This window comes from Gracilimonas sp. (assembly GCF_014762685.1).
GTDB lineage: Bacteria > Bacteroidota > Rhodothermia > Balneolales > Balneolaceae > Gracilimonas.
Window position 1 is genome coordinate 1,153,911 of the sequence record NZ_JABURM010000005.1, and the last position, 21,749, is coordinate 1,175,659.

17 protein-coding genes and 1 tRNA gene are annotated in these 21,749 nt (G+C 42.6%); 9 read left to right on the forward strand and 9 right to left on the reverse strand.

Annotation, left to right across the window (positions count from 1 at the left end):
* Nucleotides 1-232: 232 nt before the first annotated feature.
* The gene (locus HUJ22_RS05210; protein WP_290874918.1) at nt 233-1,249 is read right to left on the reverse strand and encodes a hypothetical protein; all 1,017 of its coding nucleotides are present in this window, start codon (nt 1,247-1,249) and stop codon (nt 233-235) included.
* Between the two features lie 352 nt (nt 1,250-1,601).
* Here HUJ22_RS05210 and HUJ22_RS05215 point away from each other — a divergent pair, with 352 nt between their 5' ends.
* Nucleotides 1,602-2,690 (forward strand): 3-oxoacyl-ACP synthase III family protein, encoded by a 1,089-nt coding sequence (locus HUJ22_RS05215; protein ID WP_290874921.1) that lies wholly within the window; start codon nt 1,602-1,604, stop codon nt 2,688-2,690.
* A 363-nt stretch (nt 2,691-3,053) separates the two neighbouring features.
* On the opposite strand, the gene HUJ22_RS05220 is transcribed toward HUJ22_RS05215, so the two are convergent.
* From HUJ22_RS05220 to polA, 3 genes are all read right to left on the reverse strand, one after another.
* Complete coding sequence (locus HUJ22_RS05220; protein ID WP_290874924.1) at nt 3,054-3,497, reverse strand: SRPBCC domain-containing protein; 444 nt, start codon at nt 3,495-3,497, stop codon at nt 3,054-3,056.
* Between the two features lie 35 nt (nt 3,498-3,532).
* A complete protein-coding gene (locus HUJ22_RS05225) occupies nt 3,533-3,850 on the reverse strand; it encodes a metalloregulator ArsR/SmtB family transcription factor (RefSeq protein WP_290874927.1) in 318 nt (105 codons plus the stop codon).
* A 392-nt stretch (nt 3,851-4,242) separates the two neighbouring features.
* Nucleotides 4,243-6,996 (reverse strand): DNA polymerase I, encoded by a 2,754-nt coding sequence (gene polA, locus HUJ22_RS05230; RefSeq protein ID WP_290874930.1) that lies wholly within the window; start codon nt 6,994-6,996, stop codon nt 4,243-4,245.
* A 377-nt stretch (nt 6,997-7,373) separates the two neighbouring features.
* On the opposite strand from polA, the gene add reads away from it, so the two are divergent.
* Nucleotides 7,374-8,354 carry an adenosine deaminase gene (add, locus tag HUJ22_RS05235; protein ID WP_290874933.1) on the forward strand — a complete coding sequence of 327 codons (981 nt, stop codon included), beginning with the start codon at nt 7,374-7,376 and terminating at the stop codon, nt 8,352-8,354.
* A gap of 80 nt (nt 8,355-8,434) precedes the next feature.
* On the opposite strand, the gene HUJ22_RS05240 is transcribed toward add, so the two are convergent.
* From HUJ22_RS05240 to nusB, 4 genes are all read right to left on the reverse strand, one after another.
* The gene (locus HUJ22_RS05240; RefSeq protein ID WP_290874935.1) at nt 8,435-9,955 is read right to left on the reverse strand and encodes an amidohydrolase family protein; all 1,521 of its coding nucleotides are present in this window, start codon (nt 9,953-9,955) and stop codon (nt 8,435-8,437) included.
* A gap of 124 nt (nt 9,956-10,079) precedes the next feature.
* The gene (ychF, locus tag HUJ22_RS05245) at nt 10,080-11,174 is read right to left on the reverse strand and encodes a redox-regulated ATPase YchF (protein WP_290874938.1); all 1,095 of its coding nucleotides are present in this window, start codon (nt 11,172-11,174) and stop codon (nt 10,080-10,082) included.
* An 18-nt stretch (nt 11,175-11,192) separates the two neighbouring features.
* Nucleotides 11,193-11,870 (reverse strand): metallophosphoesterase family protein, encoded by a 678-nt coding sequence (locus HUJ22_RS05250; RefSeq protein WP_290874941.1) that lies wholly within the window; start codon nt 11,868-11,870, stop codon nt 11,193-11,195.
* Nucleotides 11,870-12,337 (reverse strand): transcription antitermination factor NusB, encoded by a 468-nt coding sequence (gene nusB, locus HUJ22_RS05255; protein WP_290874944.1) that lies wholly within the window; start codon nt 12,335-12,337, stop codon nt 11,870-11,872. The genes HUJ22_RS05250 and nusB overlap by 1 nt, the downstream gene beginning before the upstream one ends.
* Nucleotides 12,338-12,586: 249 nt before the next feature.
* On the opposite strand from nusB, the gene HUJ22_RS05260 reads away from it, so the two are divergent.
* Nucleotides 12,587-12,660, forward strand: a tRNA-Val gene (locus HUJ22_RS05260).
* Nucleotides 12,661-12,688: 28 nt separating this feature from the next.
* On the opposite strand, the gene HUJ22_RS05265 is transcribed toward HUJ22_RS05260, so the two are convergent.
* Nucleotides 12,689-14,827 (reverse strand): PAS domain S-box protein, encoded by a 2,139-nt coding sequence (locus HUJ22_RS05265; protein ID WP_290874946.1) that lies wholly within the window; start codon nt 14,825-14,827, stop codon nt 12,689-12,691.
* Between the two features lie 158 nt (nt 14,828-14,985).
* On the opposite strand from HUJ22_RS05265, the gene thrS reads away from it, so the two are divergent.
* The 6 genes from thrS (at nt 14,986) to pheT (ending at nt 21,734) form a co-directional block, all read left to right on the forward strand.
* Nucleotides 14,986-16,929: a threonine--tRNA ligase gene (gene thrS / locus HUJ22_RS05270; RefSeq protein WP_290874948.1), complete on the forward strand. Its 1,944-nt coding sequence runs from the start codon at nt 14,986-14,988 to the stop codon at nt 16,927-16,929.
* Between the two features lie 18 nt (nt 16,930-16,947).
* Nucleotides 16,948-17,490: a translation initiation factor IF-3 gene (gene infC / locus HUJ22_RS05275; RefSeq protein ID WP_290876629.1), complete on the forward strand. Its 543-nt coding sequence runs from the start codon at nt 16,948-16,950 to the stop codon at nt 17,488-17,490.
* Between the two features lie 75 nt (nt 17,491-17,565).
* A complete protein-coding gene (rpmI, locus tag HUJ22_RS05280; protein ID WP_290874950.1) occupies nt 17,566-17,766 on the forward strand; it encodes a 50S ribosomal protein L35 in 201 nt (66 codons plus the stop codon).
* Between the two features lie 19 nt (nt 17,767-17,785).
* Entirely contained in the window at nt 17,786-18,133 is a 348-nt protein-coding gene (gene rplT, locus HUJ22_RS05285) for a 50S ribosomal protein L20 (protein ID WP_290874951.1), read from the forward strand.
* Nucleotides 18,134-18,301: 168 nt separating this feature from the next.
* A complete protein-coding gene (gene pheS / locus HUJ22_RS05290; RefSeq protein WP_290874953.1) occupies nt 18,302-19,309 on the forward strand; it encodes a phenylalanine--tRNA ligase subunit alpha in 1,008 nt (335 codons plus the stop codon).
* 16 nt (nt 19,310-19,325) lie between these two features.
* On the forward strand, nt 19,326-21,734 hold the full coding sequence (gene pheT / locus HUJ22_RS05295; RefSeq protein ID WP_290874955.1) for a phenylalanine--tRNA ligase subunit beta: 2,409 nt from the start codon (nt 19,326-19,328) through the stop codon (nt 21,732-21,734).
* Nucleotides 21,735-21,749 lie beyond the last annotated feature (15 nt).

Genomic DNA, 21,749 nt, shown 5'->3' on the forward strand with positions numbered 1-21,749 from the left:
CAGATTTTATTAGGGTACCAAAACCTCGTTCCGGTGCTCAGCTCCGAGATGCCTCATCTTTATGCTCGTTCCCAGACTCCGGCTTCTAATTATTGAAGCATGATTAGCAGGATTAAGATAACCTGTATTTTTTCATTTCTCCACAGAACAAGGTTTCAACCCGGGATTGGTTGATGAAAATAAAAAAAGCCACATCACTGTGGCTTTAAGTTACGGTAAAATCAAAATCACCTTATTCTGAAATGGTGAATGTTTTTAGCATGCCTTTATCAGCCGGATCCGGGACTTCAGCAATCCAGGCGTAATCACCCGGCTCAAGGTCCAAATGCATATATCCGCTTTGCCCCTCGGTCATTGCCATTACACCTCCAACAAATTTAGCACCGGTTGGTGCATTCTTGGTCAAACCGAAAGGAGTGGTCCAATTCATCCACTCTCCAAGAGATTGAAGTAAGGAATCGTCTTCTGCATCCTCCAGTTTTACAAGCTGCACATTATGCCCAAGCAGATGGCTATAGGTTGTCTGATCGGCGTAATGAACTTCAACAACTTGCTCTCCGGCTTCAAAAGGTCCGGTGAATACTATTCCATTCTCAGATGAGATGGTTACGGTTTTATGTGCCCGGGGTTCTTCAGCTTCGGCTTTCTCGCTGGTTACCGTTAACTGCTCTAACATTCCGATATATGAATGAAATACCTGTTCTTCATCCTTTACATAGCATTCTACAATATATTCGCCCGGATCGAGATAAACAGTTGTTACAGAGCTACTTCCTGCTGCCGTAAAACCAGGGCCTCCCATTGGCGGGGCTCCAGGATCAAAGAACCATGGTCCTTTTTCTGATATCTCTGCAACCAAGTTGTCTACAAATTCTCCATACCCAACATTTCCATTTATGTATGGATTGAATTGCTCTTGAAATGGAGCTGTAATCGCACCATACCAATGTTGTAAAACAGGTTCACCGGCTTCTTCTGCAGCCTGAATTGCCGCTTCAGGAACTTTATACAGCATGAAGAAATGATCCGAGGGAGAGGCATTATTAAAATTAAAAGTTACCCATCCGGATTTTGTTTCTTTGGTGCTCAAATCAAAGATATGCTGATTGTTTTCAGCATCATGTTTGGCGGTTACTTCTACGGTGTTTACATCCTTTTCTTTTTCGGTACAAGAAATCAGTGAGAAACTGAAAAAAAGTGTTACGATTAAAAGCTGTGAGAAAATGCCCCATAGTTTAGAATATTTCATAGTTCCTTAGTTTCGTTATTTGTTTATTGTGCCCCGGTAAGCGGTTCCCCTTATGTATCACATCTTTGCTTTATTCTAAGAATAGTCTGAGTTGATATAAAGTATTTTTAAACATGAATCAACTCCACAGTTATATTCTAACACCCCTCCTTTAAATACGGAAAGTGAAATTAAAGGGGCTCATCTAAATTATCACACTGTTAGCTTTCAAAGTTGCCCTCCTTTTTACGCAGTGTAGCAGGAGAAGAACAAAAAGTGTAAAAAATCATTTGAATTTAGGGGATCAAGCTTTACGTTTAATGAAGGGCATTTAACGTGTCGCACCAGAAGTAATTGGAAATTGAGGACCGTTATGAAGAATTCAATCAATAGCGTAATTGCCGGAACAGGCAGTTATATCCCCACCCGGCGTGTTAAAAATGAAGCTTTCCTTAAAAATGAGTTTTTTGATATAAATGGAAACCGACTCGAGAAAACAAATAAAGAAATCATTCAAAAGTTTTTCGAGATCACCGAAATTAAGGAAAGACGCTATGTGACCGATAACCTGGTTGCTTCAGACATTGCCTACCTTGCAGCCGAAGAGGCTCTCAAATCGAGTGGCATTGATAAAGAAGAACTGAATTATATCATTGTGGCCCATAATTTTGGGGATGTAAAGCACGGCAGTAACCGCACCGATATGGTTCCGAGTCTGGCGGCCCGCGTAAAGCATAAGCTGGAAATTGAAAATCCCGGAACCATTGCCTATGACTTGCCCTTCGGATGTCCGGGATGGCTGCAAGCAGTCATTCAGGCTGATTATTACCTTAAATCCGGGGATGCTAAAAAAGTGATGATCATCGGAGCCGAAACTTTATCCCGGGTTTCAGACCCACACGACCGAGACAGTATGATTTATTCTGACGGTGCAGGCGCTACCATTCTGGAAGCCCGGGAAAGTGAAACTCCCACCGGTATTCTCTCCCACAATGCCCGCTCCGATACCAAAGTGTATGCCAAGATGCTATATATGGATAAATCCTATAATCCGGCACTAAAAGACAAAGGTGACATCTTCCTGAAGATGCACGGGCATAAGCTTTACCAATACGCCCTGACCAATGTACCTAAAGCCATAAAAGGCTGCCTGGATAAAAGCGGTCTTTCCATTCAGGATGTCAATCATATACTCATTCATCAGGCTAACGGGAAAATGGATGATGCCATCATAAAGAGACTGTATAAGCTTTATGGCCGGGAGGAAGTCCCCGAACATGTAATGCCTATGACCATTTCCTGGCTGGGAAATTCATCTGTAGCCACTATCCCCACTCTGCTGGATCTTATCTGGAAAGATAAACTGGAAGGCTACAATATCAATAAAGATGAAGGCAGCATCTTTGTTTTTGCTTCCGTCGGAGCAGGAATGAATATTAATGCACTTGCTTATAAAATATAACCGAGCTCTTAGCTAACCTTTCTCCTCTTATCCAGGGAGATCTTTCACTTCATTCCGCTTCGCTCCATTTCGTTCAAGATGACAGGCGAGTAATTAGAAAACCGAAAACCGCGCTGGCGCGGCTTTTGAGCGCCCCCCTGTGGCAATGTCATCCTGAACAAAGCGAATGCGGAGTGAATGCGGAGTGAAGGATCTCCATGATATGTCTTCGATTATTTCCCTTTTCCTCGTTCCGGTGCTCCACTCCGGAATGCCCTATTGAGGCTCTGCCTCAAATCGATTGAAGCAGGAAGCTGAGCTTGCGACAAATGTACCGCAACAGAGCGCCGGAACAAGAATAAAGGTTGGGTTAAGGTGAATCGTTTACCCGGTCACTGTATCCCTTTCAGCAACAACATTTTCCAAGCGGTCAAGTATAACATTCCAGCCTTTGTTATGGCCTTCAACCAGTTTTTCATTAGGCAGGAATTCATGAACCAAAGTCACTTCTGTTCCTTCCCGGGTTTTATTCAGTGTGATGGTTACAACGGTATCCTCCACAACATGTGAATTCCAGGTGAACACCAGCTTCTTGTTAGGTATCACCTCCTTAAATTCCCCGGTGTGGGTAAATGTTTTCTCCTTTTCGTGCATGTCTATCTGGTACTTTCCTCCAACCGATGCTTTACTTTTTACGGTTGCTCCTGTTCCTTCAGGGGCTGCAAAAAACCACTTTTCCATGATCTGCTCATTCGTCAGCGCTTCAAAAATGGTTTCCGGGTTGGCGTCAATCATTCGTTTTACGGTAAGGGCTGAATTGTTACTCATAGGTATTCCTCATTTATTTTATTGAAAACCTTTTTTCAGGTTTTAGGTTTATTTTTAGACAAAAAATCTTCCAGTTCGTCGAAACGAGCTTCCCAGAACTGTTTGTATTCCACAATCAGCTCTTCCACTTCTTTGAGCGGAGCATAATTCATCCGACATTTATAGCTCCTGCCCTCTTTTCTTTTAATGATCAGGTCGGCTTTCTCCAATACCTTCAAATGTTTGGAGACCGCGGCCAGCGACATATCATAGGGTTCGGCAATTTCATTCACCGAGTGTTCTTTCTGAGCCAGCCTGCCAAGAATAGATCTGCGGGTAGCGTCCGATAAAGCGTATAGCGTTGAATCTAACATAGAATTATATTTAACTGTTCGGTTGAATATAATACGTACACACAAAACATTCAACTGATTGGTTAAATATTTTTCTGAATGATTGGTTTACCCCCCTAGCTCCCCTTGCCCCTCGTTCCCAAGCTCCGGCTTGGGAATGCCTTTCCGGAAGCTCCAGCTTCCGATTGTGAACCATGATTTGCAGGATTTTCGACTCGTTACGAACCTCAGGTTCGCAATGCCTGACGGAACCTCCCGGTTCCAGTTATGAAATATTCTCCTCTCTTTTACACACGGACCGGGTGGTCCTGACTAGCATTCCCAACAGGAACGTTGGGAACGAGAATAGCTTATGGAGTGGGGTTTAAAAGATTGATATGAGCTAATTCACTTTATTACTTTATTACTCATCACTAATGAGCTTCCAGCCAATTCTCCGCAATCCCCGCCTCCACTTTCAGCGGCACATCCAGTTCCACGGCCGACTCCATTAACTTGATGATCTGATCCGGCACTTCATCCATTTCGCTTTCGTGGATCTCGAAGATGAGTTCATCATGTACCTGCAGGAGCATGCGGCTTTTTTTTTCGTTCTCCTTCAGCCAGTGATAAATTTCGATCATAGCGAGTTTGATGATATCTGCCGCTGTACCCTGAATGGGCATGTTAATGGCCACGCGCTCGGCAAAGCCCCGCACGTTCCAGTTGCCCGATTTGATATCCGGCACATATCTGCGGCGCCCCAGCATCGTTTTCACATAGCCGTGCTCTCTCGCAAACTCTTTCGTCTCGTTGATGTAGTTCAGGATGTTCGGGAACCGCTCAAAATAATGGTCGATCATCTGCTTGCCTTCCTCATTTTCAATGCCCAGATTTTGCGCCAGTCCATAGGCACTGAGTCCATAGGGAATGCCGAAATTGACTTCTTTGGCTTTTCGCCGGTGGTCTGCGTTGACATCCTCCAGTGAATCCAGATCGAAGATCTCCTTGGCGGTACGGGCGTGAATGTCTTCTCCGTTTTTAAATGCTTCGATCATGGCTTTATCTTTGGCGATGTGTGCAATCACCCGCAATTCTACCTGAGAGTAATCGGCAGACATTAATTTGAAGCCTTCCTCAGCCACAAATGCCTTCCGCATTTCCCGTCCCCGCTCGGTGCGAATGGGAATATTTTGCAGGTTGGGATTGGAAGAAGCCAGCCGGCCGGTGGCAGCCACGCTTTGGTTGAATTCGGTATGAACGCGCCCGGTTTCTTCATTCACCAACTCCGGGATGGCATCTACATAGGTAGATTTAAGCTTGGCCAGTTGACGGTATTCAAGGATCAAACTCGGCATTTCGTACTTGGGTGCCAATTTGGTTAATACCGATTCAGCCGTAGAATACTGACCTGTTTTTGTTTTTTTCCCGGCCGGCAATTCCAGTTTTTCAAACAAAATGGTCCCAAGCTGCTGAGGTGAATTGATGTTAAACTCCTCTCCTGCCTTTTCATAAATCTCTTCTTCCAGTTTCTTCAGGTCGGTTTCCAGCTCTTTAGAAAACTCAGTCAACATTTCAGTATCCAGCTTAATGCCATTCAGTTCCATCTCTGCCAGCACTTCCATGAGCGGGAAATCTACTTTGTAGGCAATTTCGAGGAGTTCATCATCTTTTAGCCGCTTATTCAGAATTTCATACAGGCGAAGGGTGATGTCCGCATCCTCGCAGGCATACAAGTAAACATCCTCCACCTTTAAATCCGCCATTGACTTCTGCTTCTTCCCTTTACCAATCAGTTCTTCAATGGCTACCGGCTTATAATTCAGCAGACTCTTGGACAGCTCATCCATTTTTAGCCGCTGATTGGCATCGATCAAATAAGCCGCAATCATTGTGTCAAAGGCATTGCCTTTTACTACCAATCCGGCACGCTTGAGAATCAGAAAATCGAATTTAAAATTGTGGGCAATTTTCAGGATATGTGAATCTTCAAACAGCGGGCGAAGGGCTTCTATGACTTCCTTCTCATCCAATCCTTCCTCCACATTTACCGGAATGTAATAAGCCGTTCCCGGAGTGGCGGTGATTGAAATCCCCACTAAGGAAGCAGCCACCGGATCAGGGCTGTCGGTTTCGGTATCAAAACAAAAGTGATCTTCATCCTTATATTCATCCACTAATCCTTTTACTTTTTCGATGGTATCGAGCAAGGCATAATTTACCTTTTCTTTGTCCAATTCCTGCTTGGGGGCTTCTTTTTTGAAGGAGCCGAACAGATCAACCTGATCACCGTCTTTAGAAGCTACGGGCCCTTCTTCACCCAAATATCTTTTAGTCAGCGTACGGAACTCCATCCGCTTGAAAAATAAACCCAGTTTTTTCTTATCGGGGCCCTCCCATCCCAGCTCTTCCCAATCTTTGGTATTTGGGACATCGGTTTTGATGGTCACCATGTCTTTTGCGTGAAGAGCTTGTTCGCCGTATTCCATTAGTCCTTCCCGCGCCCTCTTGCCTTTAATATTCGGTGCGTCCTCAATCGCGGCTTCCAACGATCCATATTTCTTGATGAGCTTTGGCGCCCCCTTCTTTCCGATTCCGGGTACGCCGGGAATGTTGTCCGAGGTGTCACCTATAATCGCCAGCACATCTATTACATCTTCGGGATAAACGCCAAAATAATCTTTCACTCCCTCCCGGTCGATTATATTAAACCCTCCATTGTTGTTATCCGGTTTCATCATCCGAATGTGATCGTGTACAAGTTGCATAAAGTCTTTGTCGGGAGTAACCATCATAACGTCCACATCATCCGCATTTGCACCGCTGGCGATGGTTCCGATGATGTCATCGGCTTCATAGCCGTCTTCCTCCAAATTCTGAATGCCCCAGGCCTTCACCATTTCCTTTATAAGCGGAATCCCGATTTTAAGTTCTTCGGGCTGCGGCGGACGGTTGGCTTTATAGTCTTCATCTTTTTCATGCCGGAAGGTGGGTGCATGTGTATCCCAAGCCACGGCAATATGCGTAGGTTTTTTCTCCTCCAGCATTTTCTCCAGCGTATTGGCAAATCCGAGCACCGGCCCGGTTGGAATGCCTTCTGAGTTTTTTAATCTACTGTTGATAAATGCAAAATGGGCACGATAAGCCAGCGCCATTCCGTCTAATAAATAAAGGAGTTTTTTGGACATTGAATCTGTTATTTTTAAAACCTCGATTTCCGAATGGAAACTAATTTTTTTTGATTCTAATTACGAATGTAGATTTGAGGTTTAAATAAATCCTATAGTTCTGACTGACCTCCCTGAAAAATCAGTAAACTGATTTTTCTATCCCTACCGGCGGGACACAGGTTTTTAGGCTTAGCAAAGTATATATTTAAAGTTAGGTTATTTGCTCATTCACGAACCTATCTCTCTTTGGAGAGAGACCGATTTCAGCTTGCTGTAAATCAGAGAGAAGAAAGCCAGGGGCTTTTATTTCTTACATGACAATTAACGATTAAAAAGAAAGACTTCCATGAGGAAGACCTTCTTAGAATTTTAATACCGAAGTATTTAATCATTTAATGAACATAAAATTACTCCCAAAAATAGAATTGCACTTGCACTTGGATTGCTCGCTGAGCTTTGAGGTGGTTCAAAAACTGCGTCCCGGTATTTCAAGAAAAGAATACGACCGGGATTTTATTGCTCCGGCTAATTGTGCCAGTTTGCAAGAATACCTGAAATGCGCACACGAACCCATAGCCATCATGCAAACCAAAGAACAGCTGGAAGCCGTAACGCTGGATTTATTTGAACAACTGAAAGCCGATAATATCATTTATGCTGAAATCCGGTTTGCCCCTCTTCAGCATTTAGATCAAGGTCTGAGTGCTAAAGATGTGGTGAGTATTGTAAATGAAGCTACCTCCAGGGGAATTAAAAAAACCGGTATTGAAGCCGGAATTATTTTGTGCACACTGCGCCATTTCTCGGAAGCCCAAAGTATGGAAACGATCAAATTGGTTGAGCAATTTAAGGATACCAAGGTAGTTGGATTTGATATTGCAGCCGATGAAACACTCCCCATCGACAATCATATTAAAGCATTTGAATATGCCCGAGAGAAGGGCATCCCTTGTACAGCACATGCCGGAGAAGCCCGCGGACCGGAAAGTGTTCGAGAGGTTTTGGGAAATTTTTATCCCTCAAGAATTGGCCATGGTGTAAGAAGCATTGAGGATCCTGAGCTTATGAATCACCTGAAGGAAAAGAATATTCACCTGGAAATTTGCCCCACCAGTAATGTGCAAACGGGAATTTATGATTCTGTGGGCAATCATCAGATTAATGCCATTTATCAGAATGGAAACTCTTTAAGCATCAACACAGATGGGCGGACTATTTCAAATGTTTCCCTGAATGAAGAATACCAAAAATTAGACCGGCATTTTGATTGGCGAACTGAGCAGCTTCTGCAGGTTAATCAGTATGCAATTGATGCGGCTTTTTGCGATGAAGAGACGAAAGACAGACTTCGCGAAAAATTAATGAAAGGGTTTTAGTGATGAAGTAATGAAGTGATAAAGTATTTACTTTTGACCTACTTTATCACTTCCTCACTGTATCACTTCATCAACTCTGATTATTTTCTTAGTACACTACCATTTCTGTCTCCGGAGAAAACATCCCCTTCTTTGGCAACTTTTCCGTTAACAATGACCCAATGAAAGCCTGCCGCTAACTCATGGGGACTCTCAAAGGTTGCACGATCCTTGATTTCATTTGGATTAAAAATCAAAATATCTGCTTTATTTCCCACTGCAAGTGTTCCCCGGTGGGTAATCCCAAGTGTTTTAGCCGGCAAGCCACTCATTTTATAAACAGCCTTTTCTAAGGGAAGCCGGTCTTCTTCTACCACATATTTATGAATCACTTTGGCAAAACTCCCATACCCGCGCGGGTGCCGCATGGTTGGACTTCCATCAGAACTGATCATAATATCTATTGCGACGGCAATCTCGTCTTGCAATGCTCCATTCATTACAAAATGAGCCGCAGAGGCTCCCCCGGGTCCTATTTCTAACAGCAAATCAACGGGGGAGATCCCCTCTGAAGCTGCCGCTTCTTTTAGCGTTTTACCTGCATATTTTCCTGTACCAAAAAGTATCGCCTCCGGTCCATTTCGTTGTTCTACTTTAGAAGTAAGATATTCCCGTAAAATCCCGGGATTCTCGTTCATGGCTTGCTTCCACTCTTCCTCCGTTTTAGCCCAGCCCGGGAAAACGATCCCAATACCTGTAAAACTGGCCGCATAAGGATATGTATCCGCAGTAATATCTATTCCATTATCCTGATAGGTTCTAAGCTGATTAAGGATTTCGCGCGCGCGTTCTGCCCCTTTTCCATATACTACTTTCAAGTGGGACGCATGCACTTTTGAGTACTTTCCCAATCCCGCTAATTCTTCCAATGAAGCAAGAATTCTCGAATCATCTTCATTGCGCATATGGCTCATTACAATTCCATCATAAGCACCGGTTACTTTAGCCAGGCGTTCCAGCTCTTGGGCTTCTGCATATAAACCAGGTACATATTCAAGCCCAAGACTCAAGCCAAATGCTCCATCATTAAGTTTGGCTTTAAGTTGCTCTTCCATAGCCTCCAAATTACGCTCATGGACCACTGTATTTTTCTCCAAACCGGCATTTCGACGAAGGGTACCGTGACCTGCAAGCGTTGCAATATTTATAGCCGGCTGAGCTTCCTGAACACGATTAAACCAATTTTCAAGAGATGCATTGGTTGGACAAGAGCCATCTTGTCCCAATAGAATAGTGGTTACGCCCATTGCCAGAAAATTTTGAAACTCAGGGGTACTCAATGGATTGCCATGGGCATGTACATCAATAAAACCGGGTGAGATAACCTTTCCGGCAGCATCAATAGTTTTTTCAGCATGAATAGTGTTCGCATTAATCATGCCAATAAATGCAATGCTATCGGCTTTGATGAGAATATCAGCCTCATATGCTTTCTCTCCTGTTCCATCTATTACCAGCCCTCCCTTGATATGCACATCGTACGGATTTTGAGTTGCAACAGTCGTGCCAAATCCGATCACCAATCCAATAAGAATGGCAAGGATAAAATTATTTCTAAACATAATTCAAAGTTTCTGATTACAAAATCATAATCTGAGTAAGATACAATAATATGAATCAGAAACAGCTGAAATGGCAACAAAGTGATAACTAAGCTATAACGATAAGAGGTCTCATCACTCTCAGTTATACGTTAAATCTAAACAATAACACATCTCCGTCTTTCACCACGTAATCCTTACCTTCCTGCCGCATTTTACCTGCTTCTCGAACTGCTTTCTCAGTACCATATTTTGCGTAATCCTCATAAGCGATGGTTTCGGCCCGGATGAATCCCCTTTCAAAATCGGTGTGGATGACTCCGGCTGCTTGCGGGGCTTTGGTTCCCTTTTTAATGGTCCAGGCACGGGCTTCTTTGGGGCCGGCTGTGAAGTAGGTAATGAGTCCCAGTTCTTCATAGGCAGCTTTAATCAGTCGGTCTAATCCTGCGCTGGCAACCCCAAGTTCCTCCAGGAACATTTCTTTTTCATCCTCATCCAGCTCAGCAATTTCAGCTTCAATTTTCGCGCAGAACATCACGGTTTCGTCATCATGTTCTGAAGCTATTTCCTTCACGGTTTCCACATATTCATTTCCTTCTTCCAGGTCAGATTCCCCAACGTTGCATGCATACAACACTTGTTTATCCGAAAGCAGGAATAAATCTTTATATGCGGCTTTATCATCGGCACTGACATCAAATGTACGGGCTGAATTTCCCTCGCCCAGGTGCTCAGCCAGCTTTTCCACAATATCTAATTGAGCTTTAAGAGTCCGGTCTCCGCCTTTGGCTTCTTTTTTAAGTCGTTCTACTCTTTTCTCAACACTCTCCAAATCTTTCAGGATAAGTTCTTCCTCAATGATTCGAATATCCCGCTCAGGATCAACACTCCCTTCCACATGGATAATATCGTCATCGTCAAAACAACGCACTACGTGAAGAATTAAATCAACCTCACGGATATGAGACAAAAAAGCATTCCCCTTCCCTTTTCCTTCCGAAGCTCCTTTTACCAAGCCTGCGATATCTACAAATTCTATAACAGTGGGAAGAACATTTTTAGATTCCGCCAGTTCTGCCAATTTCGAAAGTCGTTCATCGGGAACAGGCACCATGCCCACATTGGGATCGATTGTACAAAAAGGAAAGTTCGCGGATTCAGCTCCGGCATTGCTTAGCGCATTAAATAAGGTTGATTTACCTACGTTGGGCAAGCCAACAATTCCACATCTTAAGCTCATTTACAGTCTGTTTAAATATTAAAAGTCTATACTTTCTTGTTGAATAAATTTCATTTCAGGCAATACTACGGCTGTTAATACACCAAAGCCTCTGCTTTTGAAAACACAGCCGGTATCAATTCCAATCATATTTTCTTCCACGATAGGCTCCTTCACCGGTGTGTGTCCAAATACAACCGTTTTCTCCCAGCGATTTTTCCGGGTATATACATGATCACGTTGCCATAGAAACTGATTGCGTTCGTAATCACTTTCCAGATTTTCCTGAACCGTTAAATCCGGTGAAATACCTCCGTGAACAAAAAAATATCTTTCTGTTTGCCAATAAAGCACAGTGTTTTTGAAAAAATTGTAATGCTCTTCAGGCATGTTAAAATGCCCCGGCTCAGAATCATAATTTTCTAAAGTAGTACTTCCCCCGTTACTCAGCCAAAGGTCCCACTTGCCGTTCTCATAAGCATCCAAAAGCATTTGATCATGATTTCCCTTTAAGAAAACACATTCGTGATTGCTGTTAAATACTATCAGGTCTTCTACGACCTTTTTTGACTCCGGCCCGCGGTCAGTGTAGTCTCCAAGAAATACATATGTCGGCACCGAGCCGTAATCTTTGTCCAGTTTTTTGAGTAAGGCTTCGTTTGATACGGCACATCCATGGATGTCGCCGATAGCAATTATTTGTTCATTATTTGGCATTATTTACCAAGAGATTGTTGAATCAGTCCTCGTCCTTTCTTGTTAATACGTCCTGATTCATTTAAATCGGTCAAAGCGGCATCAAGAATTCCATTAATAAAACGCCCGGATTTTGCAGTCGAATATCTTTTTGCAATCTCGATAGCTTCGTTGATGCTCACTTTGGTTGGAATTTCTTCAAAATATATGAATTCACAGAGTGCCATCTTCAATACTAAACGATCAATCAGTGCCAATCGTTGGATATCCCAATTCTTAATATGTTTGGAAATAACTTCATCCAGCTCTTCTTCATGTTCAACCGTATTGAAAAACAATTTTTCAGCAAAACGGCGAAGATCTTTTTCTTTTGCGAATTCTGCTTTTTTAATAATGGTATCAGTGACGTGCTGAGTAGAATCCTTCCCGAGCTGGAGTGCGTAAATTGCTTTGAGAACCGTTTCTCGTACTTGTCTGCGATTGATCATGCCAAATAACTATCTTAATGAGCGCCAAAGATAAGGCATTGCTCAAACAATTGTACAGTATGTTAGCAGGAAATTTTAGTTCGCAATTCGATCTATCGGTCGGTCGTTCATCGCATTTCATTTCTGGCTGAAATGCGATGAACCGATGTTCGAATGATCGATGGACGATTTTTCAAAAATGGTCCAATCTTTCGTTGTAATCCTGCACAAAAGCTCCCTATATTTGGAGCCGTTTATTTATTGACTCTTGCGTCCTTAGCTCAGTTGGTTAGAGCGTTGCATTGACATTGCAGAGGTCACTGGTTCGAATCCAGTAGGACGCACTTTAGAAACCCCATGAAATCTATTCACTCAAACTTCCACGGGTTTTTCTATATCAGCCGCCTGTTCCTTCTTCTCAAACTTAAATTCAAAAACGGCTCCACCCTCATTCCTGAAGCTGAAGGAAGCATTCAGCTGTTTAGCCAGCGTTTTAATGAGTGTCATTCCCATCGACTTAGTGATATCCATTTCAGAGTTTTCGGGCAACCCTATCCCGTCGTCCTGAATGATTAACAGCAGTTTATCTTCAGGCTGAGACAGGCATATCTTTATATTCCCCTTTTTACTATCCGTAAAAGCATGCTTAAAGCTATTGCTTAAAATTTCATTTAAAAGGAGTCCGCACGGAATAGCTTGTGTAATAGGTAATTTAACGGGTTTGATATTAAGCTCAATATCTACTTCCAAATCAGACTGCTGCATGGTTTTATGGATGATCCCGGAAAGCTCTTCAAAATATTGATTGATATCGACCTCCGAAAAATCCTCACTTTGGTATAACTTTTCGTGTACCATGGCAATAGAATTCACCCGCATCTGACTATCCTTGAGAATACGCTTGGCACTTTCACTTTCGGCCGAATAAGATTGTAATTCCAACAGCCCGGTTATTACCGCCAGATTGTTCTTCACTCTGTGGTGAATTTCAGCGAGCATCATTTCTTTTTCTCTCAATGATTTACGAACCTGCTCTTCCGCCTTTCTCCGATCTGTTATATCTACATAAATTCCATAAATACCCACCACACTCTTTTCTACCACCACCGGAACGGCGTAAATAATAACATCTAGGATGGTACCGTCTTTTCGAATGCGTTTTTCTGTAGCTTGTTTAACACGTTCACTTTCACTGAGACGAATAGCTTCTTCATGATCCTGCTCCAGCACAATCAATTTATCCAGGTCAAGCCCCTTAAGCTCGTCTTCGCGATATCCGAACAGCTGTTCAAAACCATCATTAACCATTTCCACTTCCCGGTGTTCATTCAATAAAGCAATGCCGATAGGTGAAGAATTGAACAACTTGCTGAATAATCCTTCCCGGTGTTTCAAAGCCTCTTCTGATTCACGACGTTCACTTATATCACGCTCTATCACAATCAAAACTTCTTCCCCAAAATAATTACCGGTATTTACCAAAAACTCTGTGGGGAAAATCTCTCCGTTTTTCTTTCGACCCCACCCCTCATATTTACCAGGTTTCCCGTTATGAGCCAATCTTATAATTTCCTGAATGCGTTCCTCGTCATATTTTCCGGGAGCCGCCAAAATCTTATTGTGTTTGCCAATCACTTCCCTTCTGCGATACCCAAACGTGCTTTCCAAACCTTCATTTACTTCCACAATATAGCCTTCCTTATTTAACAAATAGATGGCATCACTGATAGAATTAAACAAATCCTGATAACTTCTCACGCTACGCCGAGTACTCAACAAAGCCTCCTCACGCTCCGTTACATCGTGAGTCAGTGAATAAATAGAAACGACATCCCCGTTATTATCATACAAAAATGAATTATACCATTCGCAATAAATTACTGTTCCGTCTTTAGTAATATTTCGGTGTATGAGCGATACTTCTTCCTTCCCCTCTTTGTATGTCTTTTCAAGTGTTTGATGCACATAATCCAAATCATCTTCATGTATAAATTTCTGCAGCAGCCGGTCTGTTGAAATTGCCTCCTCTTCTGAATAGCCAAACAATTCTTCTGCTTTTTCTGACCATCTGATGATTTTTAAAGAGGGATCCCATTCAATTTCTGCCAAGGGAAAGTTATTCAAGTTAAGCTGACTGGAAAGAAGCTTTTTCTGAGACGTTTTACCCTCAATAATTTCCGTCACATTATGGGCTACCACTAATTTAGCGGGGCGTCCTTTGTAATTAATCATGTGCGCCGAAAGCTGAAAATAAATATCCTTTCCCGCTTCCGTTTTAAATAACCAGATATTATCTAAAGAAAGATGATTATTCCTTTTTGGATCTGAATCAAGCTCATTGAAAGATTTCTTTATGCCAAAATCCAGAATCCTTTTCTTGAGGAACTTTTTCTTTGAAAACCCTAAAACCTGAACTGCCGCAGCATTCGCATCTAATATTTTCAATGATGCCTGTTCACAGACAAACATTGGCTGAGCATCAAAGAAGCTCGCTTCGGGAATAAAATTCATTGAATGTAGAGAGGTTAATTCATTGCCGAACGAATATCCCATTTCTAAATCAGCAAGTCCAATGCATTTTTTAAAAAAATATAGCAGGAATAAGCCTGTGTGTACATGCTATTTTTTTTATCTTGTCTCATTAACAAATTCTGAGAATAAATATCTGAATGGCAAACCATAAAATTACGCTTACACTACCCGACGGAACACAACGTGAATATTCATCAGGAGTCACCGGGCTTGAAGTGGCCCAATCTATTGCAGCCGGATTAGCCCGTGTCGCCCTTAGCATTACCGTGAATGGAGAGATTACAGATTTGGATCGTCCCATTACTGAAGACGCGGATATCACTATAAATACATGGGATAGTGAAGACGGGAAATACACTTTTTGGCACTCCTCTGCTCATTTACTGGCTGAGGCTGTTCAAGAACTTTATCCGGAAGCAAAGTTCGGTATAGGCCCGCCGATTGAAAGCGGATTCTATTATGACATCGATTTTGGTGAGGAACAAATTACCCAGGAAGATCTTCCCAAAATTGAAGATAAGTTCATTGAAATGGCTCGCAAAAAATCTGAGTTTGAGCGCAAAAATGTTTCCAAAGACGAAGCTCTGAATTTCTATAAGGAAAAAGGCAATGAGTATAAAATTGACTTGATTAAGGATCTGGAAGACGGAAACATTACATTTTATACCCAGGGTGATTTTACTGATTTATGTCGCGGACCACACATACCGGATTCGGGAATTGTGAAGGCTGTAAAACTAACCAGCCTGGCCGGAGCTTATTGGCGCGGTGACTCAGACAGCAAGCAGCTTACCAGAATTTACGGGATCAGTTTTCCAAAACAGAAAATGCTGGAAGAATATCTTCACCGAATTGAAGAAGCTAAGAAACGCGACCATCGCAAGTTAGGGAAAGAGCTTGGCATTTATATGATTGACAATATGGTAGGCAGCGGCCTCCCCATGTGGCTCCCGAACGGAACCGTGCTTCGCAGAACACTGGAAGCTTTCCTCCGGGATGAACAAAAGAAGCGCGGATATAAAGAAGTAATCACTCCACATATCGCAAGCCTGGAGCTTTACAAAACCTCCGGGCACTATCCATACTATCAGGATTCGCAGTACAATCCTATGAAGGTGGATGATGAAGAATATATGCTTAAGCCGATGAATTGCCCTCATCATCACCGAATTTATTCCAATGAAATGCGCAGCTACCGGGATCTTCCATTGAGATTAGCCGAATTCGGGTCTGTTTACAGATACGAACAATCCGGAGAATTGAGTGGGTTATCGCGAGTCAGGGGATTTACTCAGGATGATGCGCATATTTACTGCACCCACGACCAACTCAAAACCGAAATCAAGAATACCATTGAATTAACTCAGTTAGTATTCAGCACGTTTGGGATGCCTGTGGATATCCGCCTTTCCTACAGAGATGATAATGACAAGAAATATGGTGGCAACACTGAATATTGGGATCGTGCTCAAAAAGAAATCAAAGAAGTAGCGGATGAAATGGATCTGGATTATACCATCGCTCCCGGAGAGGCTAGTTTCTACGGGCCAAAAATTGATTTTATTATTCGGGACGCCATCGGAAGAAAATGGCAATTGGGAACTGTACAGGTAGATTATGTGATGCCGGAACGATTTGACCTGACCTATATCGGCTCTGACAATGAAAAACACCGGCCGGTCATTATTCACCGTGCCCCTTTCGGTTCCATGGAACGTTTTACCAGTATTTTAATAGAACACTTTGCAGGAGACTTCCCGCTGTGGTTATCTCCGGAACAAGTTCGCATCCTGCCTATTTCGGATGATCAAAATGCTTATGCCGAATATTGCTATGAGAAATTGCAAGAATTGGGCGTTCGCGTAGAAATTGACAAAAGAAGTGAGCAAATCGGAGGAAAAATCCGGGATGCTGAAACGAGCAAGACTCCATATATGTTAATAGTTGGAGCAAAGGAAGTCGAAAATGAAACTGTTTCTGTACGCCGCCATAAAAAAGGGGATATTGGAACTTTCAATTTTTCTGATTTTCTTTCAGATATCAAAACTGAAATTGAAACAAAAGCATTACCTAAAGACTAACTAAACAACGAGGTTACTATCGCAAGAAGAAACTTTCAGAGACGGCCTACAAATGAAGACCGTCCTCGAATTAATGAAGAAATAGACGCAGCCAAAGTTCGGGTTATAACACCTGATGAAGAGCATGAGATCACTACATCTGACCGTGCCTTAGAAATTGCTGCATCGTACAACTTAGATCTTGTAGAAGTTGCACCCAAAGCCAAGCCCCCGGTTTGCAAGGTGATTGACTACGGCAAGTTCATGTACGAAAAAAAGAAAAAAGAAAAAGAAGCCAAGAAAAAGCAGCATACCATTTCGGTAAAAGAATTGCGCTTCCGTCCGAACACGGACGATCATGATCTTGAATTCAAGACCCGTCACGCCAGAGAATTTTTGGAAGGTGGCGACAAAGTTAAGGCAACCGTTCAGTTCAGAGGGCGAGACATGCTCTACACTGAAAAAGGCGAATTACTCCTTTTACAGCTTGCTAAAGACTTATCTGATGTGGGTAAGATTGAATCTAAGCCCAATATGGAAGGTCGCAGAATGATTATGATGATCACCCCATCTAAAAGTTAATTCCTTCATTGCGTAGGGGTTTAAATCTCCCTATTTTATAAGTCTTTAAATTTTCACAAAAGTTGGTGGATTTCCATGCCAAAAATGAAAAGTAACAGTGGTGCTAAAAAGCGGTTTAAAGTTACCGGTTCCGGTAAAATTAAACGCAAAAAAGCTTTTAAGCGTCACATTTTGACTAAGAAAAGTAGTAAAACTAAGAGACAGCTTGGAAAAGACACATTGGTTGATAAAGCCGATGAAAAGTCTATAAAAAGGCAAATCCCTTATAAACTTTAATTTCTAAACTAACGACAAAATGCCACGTTCAACAAATTTAGTGGCTTCCCGTCACCGTCGCAGAAAGATTCTAAATCAGGCGAAAGGTTACTGGGGCAAGCGTAAGAACGTTTACACCATTGCAAAAAATGCGGTAGAAAAAGGTCTTTTGTACCAATATCGCGATCGCAAGAATCGTAAACGTAATTTCCGTCGATTATGGATCACCCGCATCAATGCGGCAGCAAGACTCAACGATACCACCTATTCTAAACTCATCCACGGGATGAAGACAAAGAATATGGAGATTAATCGTAAGGTACTTGCAGATCTTGCCGTCCACGATGCAGATACGTTTGCTGCTATTGTAAAGGAAGCCACTGCTTAATTGCATATATTATGATATAAACCGGTAGATCTTTTTCATAAGGTTTACCGGTTTTTTTATTTTCAGCAGTTGGTTAATGAGGAAATAAGCAGATGAGGTTTTAACCTTGTTTACTTATTTCCTTATTAACTTATTCTGCCACTTACTAAACCACATAAAAAGCATCACATGCTTGATGATATAAAAGTCTTAGAACAAGAAATTCAGAACTTCAAAATTTCCAGCGAGGAACAGCTCGAAGCCTTCCGTCTTGAATTCCTTTCCCGTAACGGAAAAGTACAATCCATGTTCAAAAATATGGGAAGCGTACCAAAAGAAGATAGAGCTGAAGTTGGTAAAGCAATGAATCAGGTTAAGATTCTGGCTGAATCCAGGTTTGAAGAAGCCAAAGCTTCCCTGCAACAAAATACGAGCAAAGATTTCAGCGCCAAAGACGATATCACATTAACCCCTCCTTCCTATCCGGTGGGTTCTCTTCATCCCTTAACACAAACTCTGGAAGAGATGAAATCCATTTTTTACCGACTTGGGTTTACCATTGCAGACGGTCCGGAAATCGAAGACGACTTTCATAATTTCACAGCACTCAATTTCCCTCCCAACCATCCTGCCCGGGATGAACAGGATACTTTTTTTATTCGCAAAAGCGAGGATCCGGACGTGCAGGATTTGGTACTTCGTACCCACACCTCTCCTGTTCAGATTCGATTAATGGAGAAAACCGAACCTCCTATCCGGGCAATTATGCCGGGCAGGGTGTACCGGAATGAGGCTGTTTCCCCAAAATCCTATTTCTTATTTCACCAGGTAGAAGCACTGTATGTAGATGAAAATGTGAGTGTTGCTGACCTGAAGGAAACCCTCATTACTTTTGCCAAGCTGATGTTTGGTACAGATGTTAAATACCGTCTGCGTCCCGGTTTCTTTCCATTCACCGAGCCCAGCCTGGAGATGGATATTTGGTGGGGATCGGAACAAGACGGGAAATGGCTGGAAATATTAGGATCCGGCATGGTCGATCCCAATGTATTTAAATCTGCCGGCGTTGACCCGGAAAAATATACCGGCTTTGCCTGGGGTATGGGTGTTGAACGAATAGCTATTCTCCGCCATGGCATTGATGACATTCGCACCTTTTATGAAAATGACATTCGTTTTCTGGAACAATTTAATTAAATACTGAAAAGCTTTAATGAAAGTATCCTACAACTGGCTTAATGAATTTATTGACCTTCCGCTCTCACCGGAAGAAACCGCAGAAAAGTTAACGCTTATCGGACTCGAGGTTGAAGAAATCGAAGAATTCGGCAGCTCGCTGGAAGGCGTGATCGTCGGCGAAGTACTGGAAGTCCGTGAACATCCCAATGCCGACCGGCTTCAGGTGTGTGATGTAGATCTCGGTGATTCCAAAACTCAGATCGTTTGCGGAGCTAAGAATGTAGCGGCCGGGCAGAAAGTTCCTGTTGCCACTGTCGGCTCCACCCTCCCTATCAAACTTGATGACGGTTCAAACCTCAAGATCAAGAAAGCAAAACTTAGGGGAGAAGTTTCAGAAGGCATGATCTGCGCCGAAGATGAACTCGGGCTGGGAACTGACCACTCCGGCATTATGGTATTGAAGAATGATCCTAAAACAGGCACACCCATTTCGGAAATTTTTGACCTCTATCAAGATACCATAATTGACATTGCCATCACCCCAAACCGACCGGATGCAACTTGTCATCTCGGTGTGGGCCGCGACCTGGCGGCAGCTTTAAATCTGGAACTTAAGAAACCGGATATCAAATCCGGAAAAACGGTTCAGGATTCCGATGATATCACCATTAAAATCGAAAATGCCGAAAAGTGCCATCGCTATGTCGGTAAAATGGTGAAAGGCGTTAAAATTGAAGAATCTCCGAATTGGCTGCGTAATAAACTGAAGGCTATCGGGGTTCGTCCGGTGAATAATGTCGTGGATGTAACCAACTATGTGATGTATGAATTGGGGCAACCTCTGCATGCCTTTGATTATGCGACCATACGGGGAAAAGAAATTGTAGTCCGTGATTACAAAAAGGAAATTGAATTCGAGACCCTGGATCACGTAAAGAGAAAATGTTCGCCCGGAACACTGTTTATTTGTGACGGCGAGGGTCCTGTAGCAATAGCGGGAGTAATGGGCGGTGTGGATTCTGAAGTCAGTGATAAAACCACAGATATTTTAATTGAAAGTGCATACTTCGATCCCGGTTCTATTCGCAGAACAGCTAAAGAACAAACTCTGCAAACCGATGCATCATATCGCTTCGAGCGTGGCATAGACCCAAACCTTCAGGCCCTGGCCGCGGAACGTGCGGCTCAGTTGATATCCGAGGTAGCCGGCGGTAAAGTTATGAATGAAACGGTGGATATACATCCAACCAAAACCGAGGCATACGAAATTAAACTCAGAAAAAGCTACACAAATAGGCTGTTGGGAACCGATTTTGACACCAATACCATTAGCTCCATTCTGGACGGGCTTGAACTGAAGGAAATCAAAAAGGATAAAGATAGCATTACATTTGAAATTCCAACTTTCCGCCCTGATTTAGAGCGTGAAGTCGATTTGATTGAAGAAGTAGGCCGTTTGTTTGATTACAACAAAATCCCTGCCCCTAAACACGGCATTTATGTTTCCTCAGAGTCGTTGACCGATTGGGAACAATTGAATCAAAAAATCAGGAATACCGCTCTTCAACTTGGATTGCGGGAAATCTATTCCAACTCATTGATTTCAGAAAAGGATGCGAGTCACTTCGGCGATTTGGATGAAATGATTTCAGCACTTAATCCCCTCAATAAGGATATGAGTACGCTTCGCCCTTCCCTCCTGCATGGGTTTTTAAAATCAGCTTCCTATAATTTCAACCGTAAAGCAGCCGGAGTAAGGTTTTTTGAATTGGGTCATGTATTCAATGCTGACAAAGAAGGAACCTATTACGAAGGAATTAAAGAAGAAGTACATGTCTTATTTGGCTTGGCTGGGTTAAAAAACACTGAGAATTGGGCGCAGGAAGCCACATCATATACGGTATTTGATTTAAAGGCATTGGTACATGCCTTCTTCAAAAAGTTAAACTTGCTGGAATCCCTGAACTCCCGGGCAGTGGACGAAACAACTTTGGAATATTACTGGGGTGATCATAAAATCGGTACCATTTTCTACCCCGGAGATGAGCTCAAAAAAGCTTACGATTTTGAACAGGATGCTTTTGTAGCCGAACTATCTGTTACTGCCATAGCTGAGGCATTAAGTGTAATTCCGGAAACTAAATTCAAAACCGTTCCCAAATTTCCCGCTTTTGAATTTGACTTCGCTGTCATTGTTTCTCAATCAGTTACCGCCGGGGAACTCATGGAAGTGATTGAAGATAAAGCCGGTGATCAGCTCGAAAGCATTGATATTTTTGATGTTTTTGAAGGAAAATCAATTGGGGAAGGAAACAAAAGCCTCGCCTTCAGGTTACATTTCATTGATCCCAACAAGACCTTGAATATCAAAGAAGTAGAACCTATTATTCAGCGTATTGTTAAATCATTGGAAAAAGATTTTTCAGCTAAATTGAGAGGTTAGGGTAACCTGTAGAGT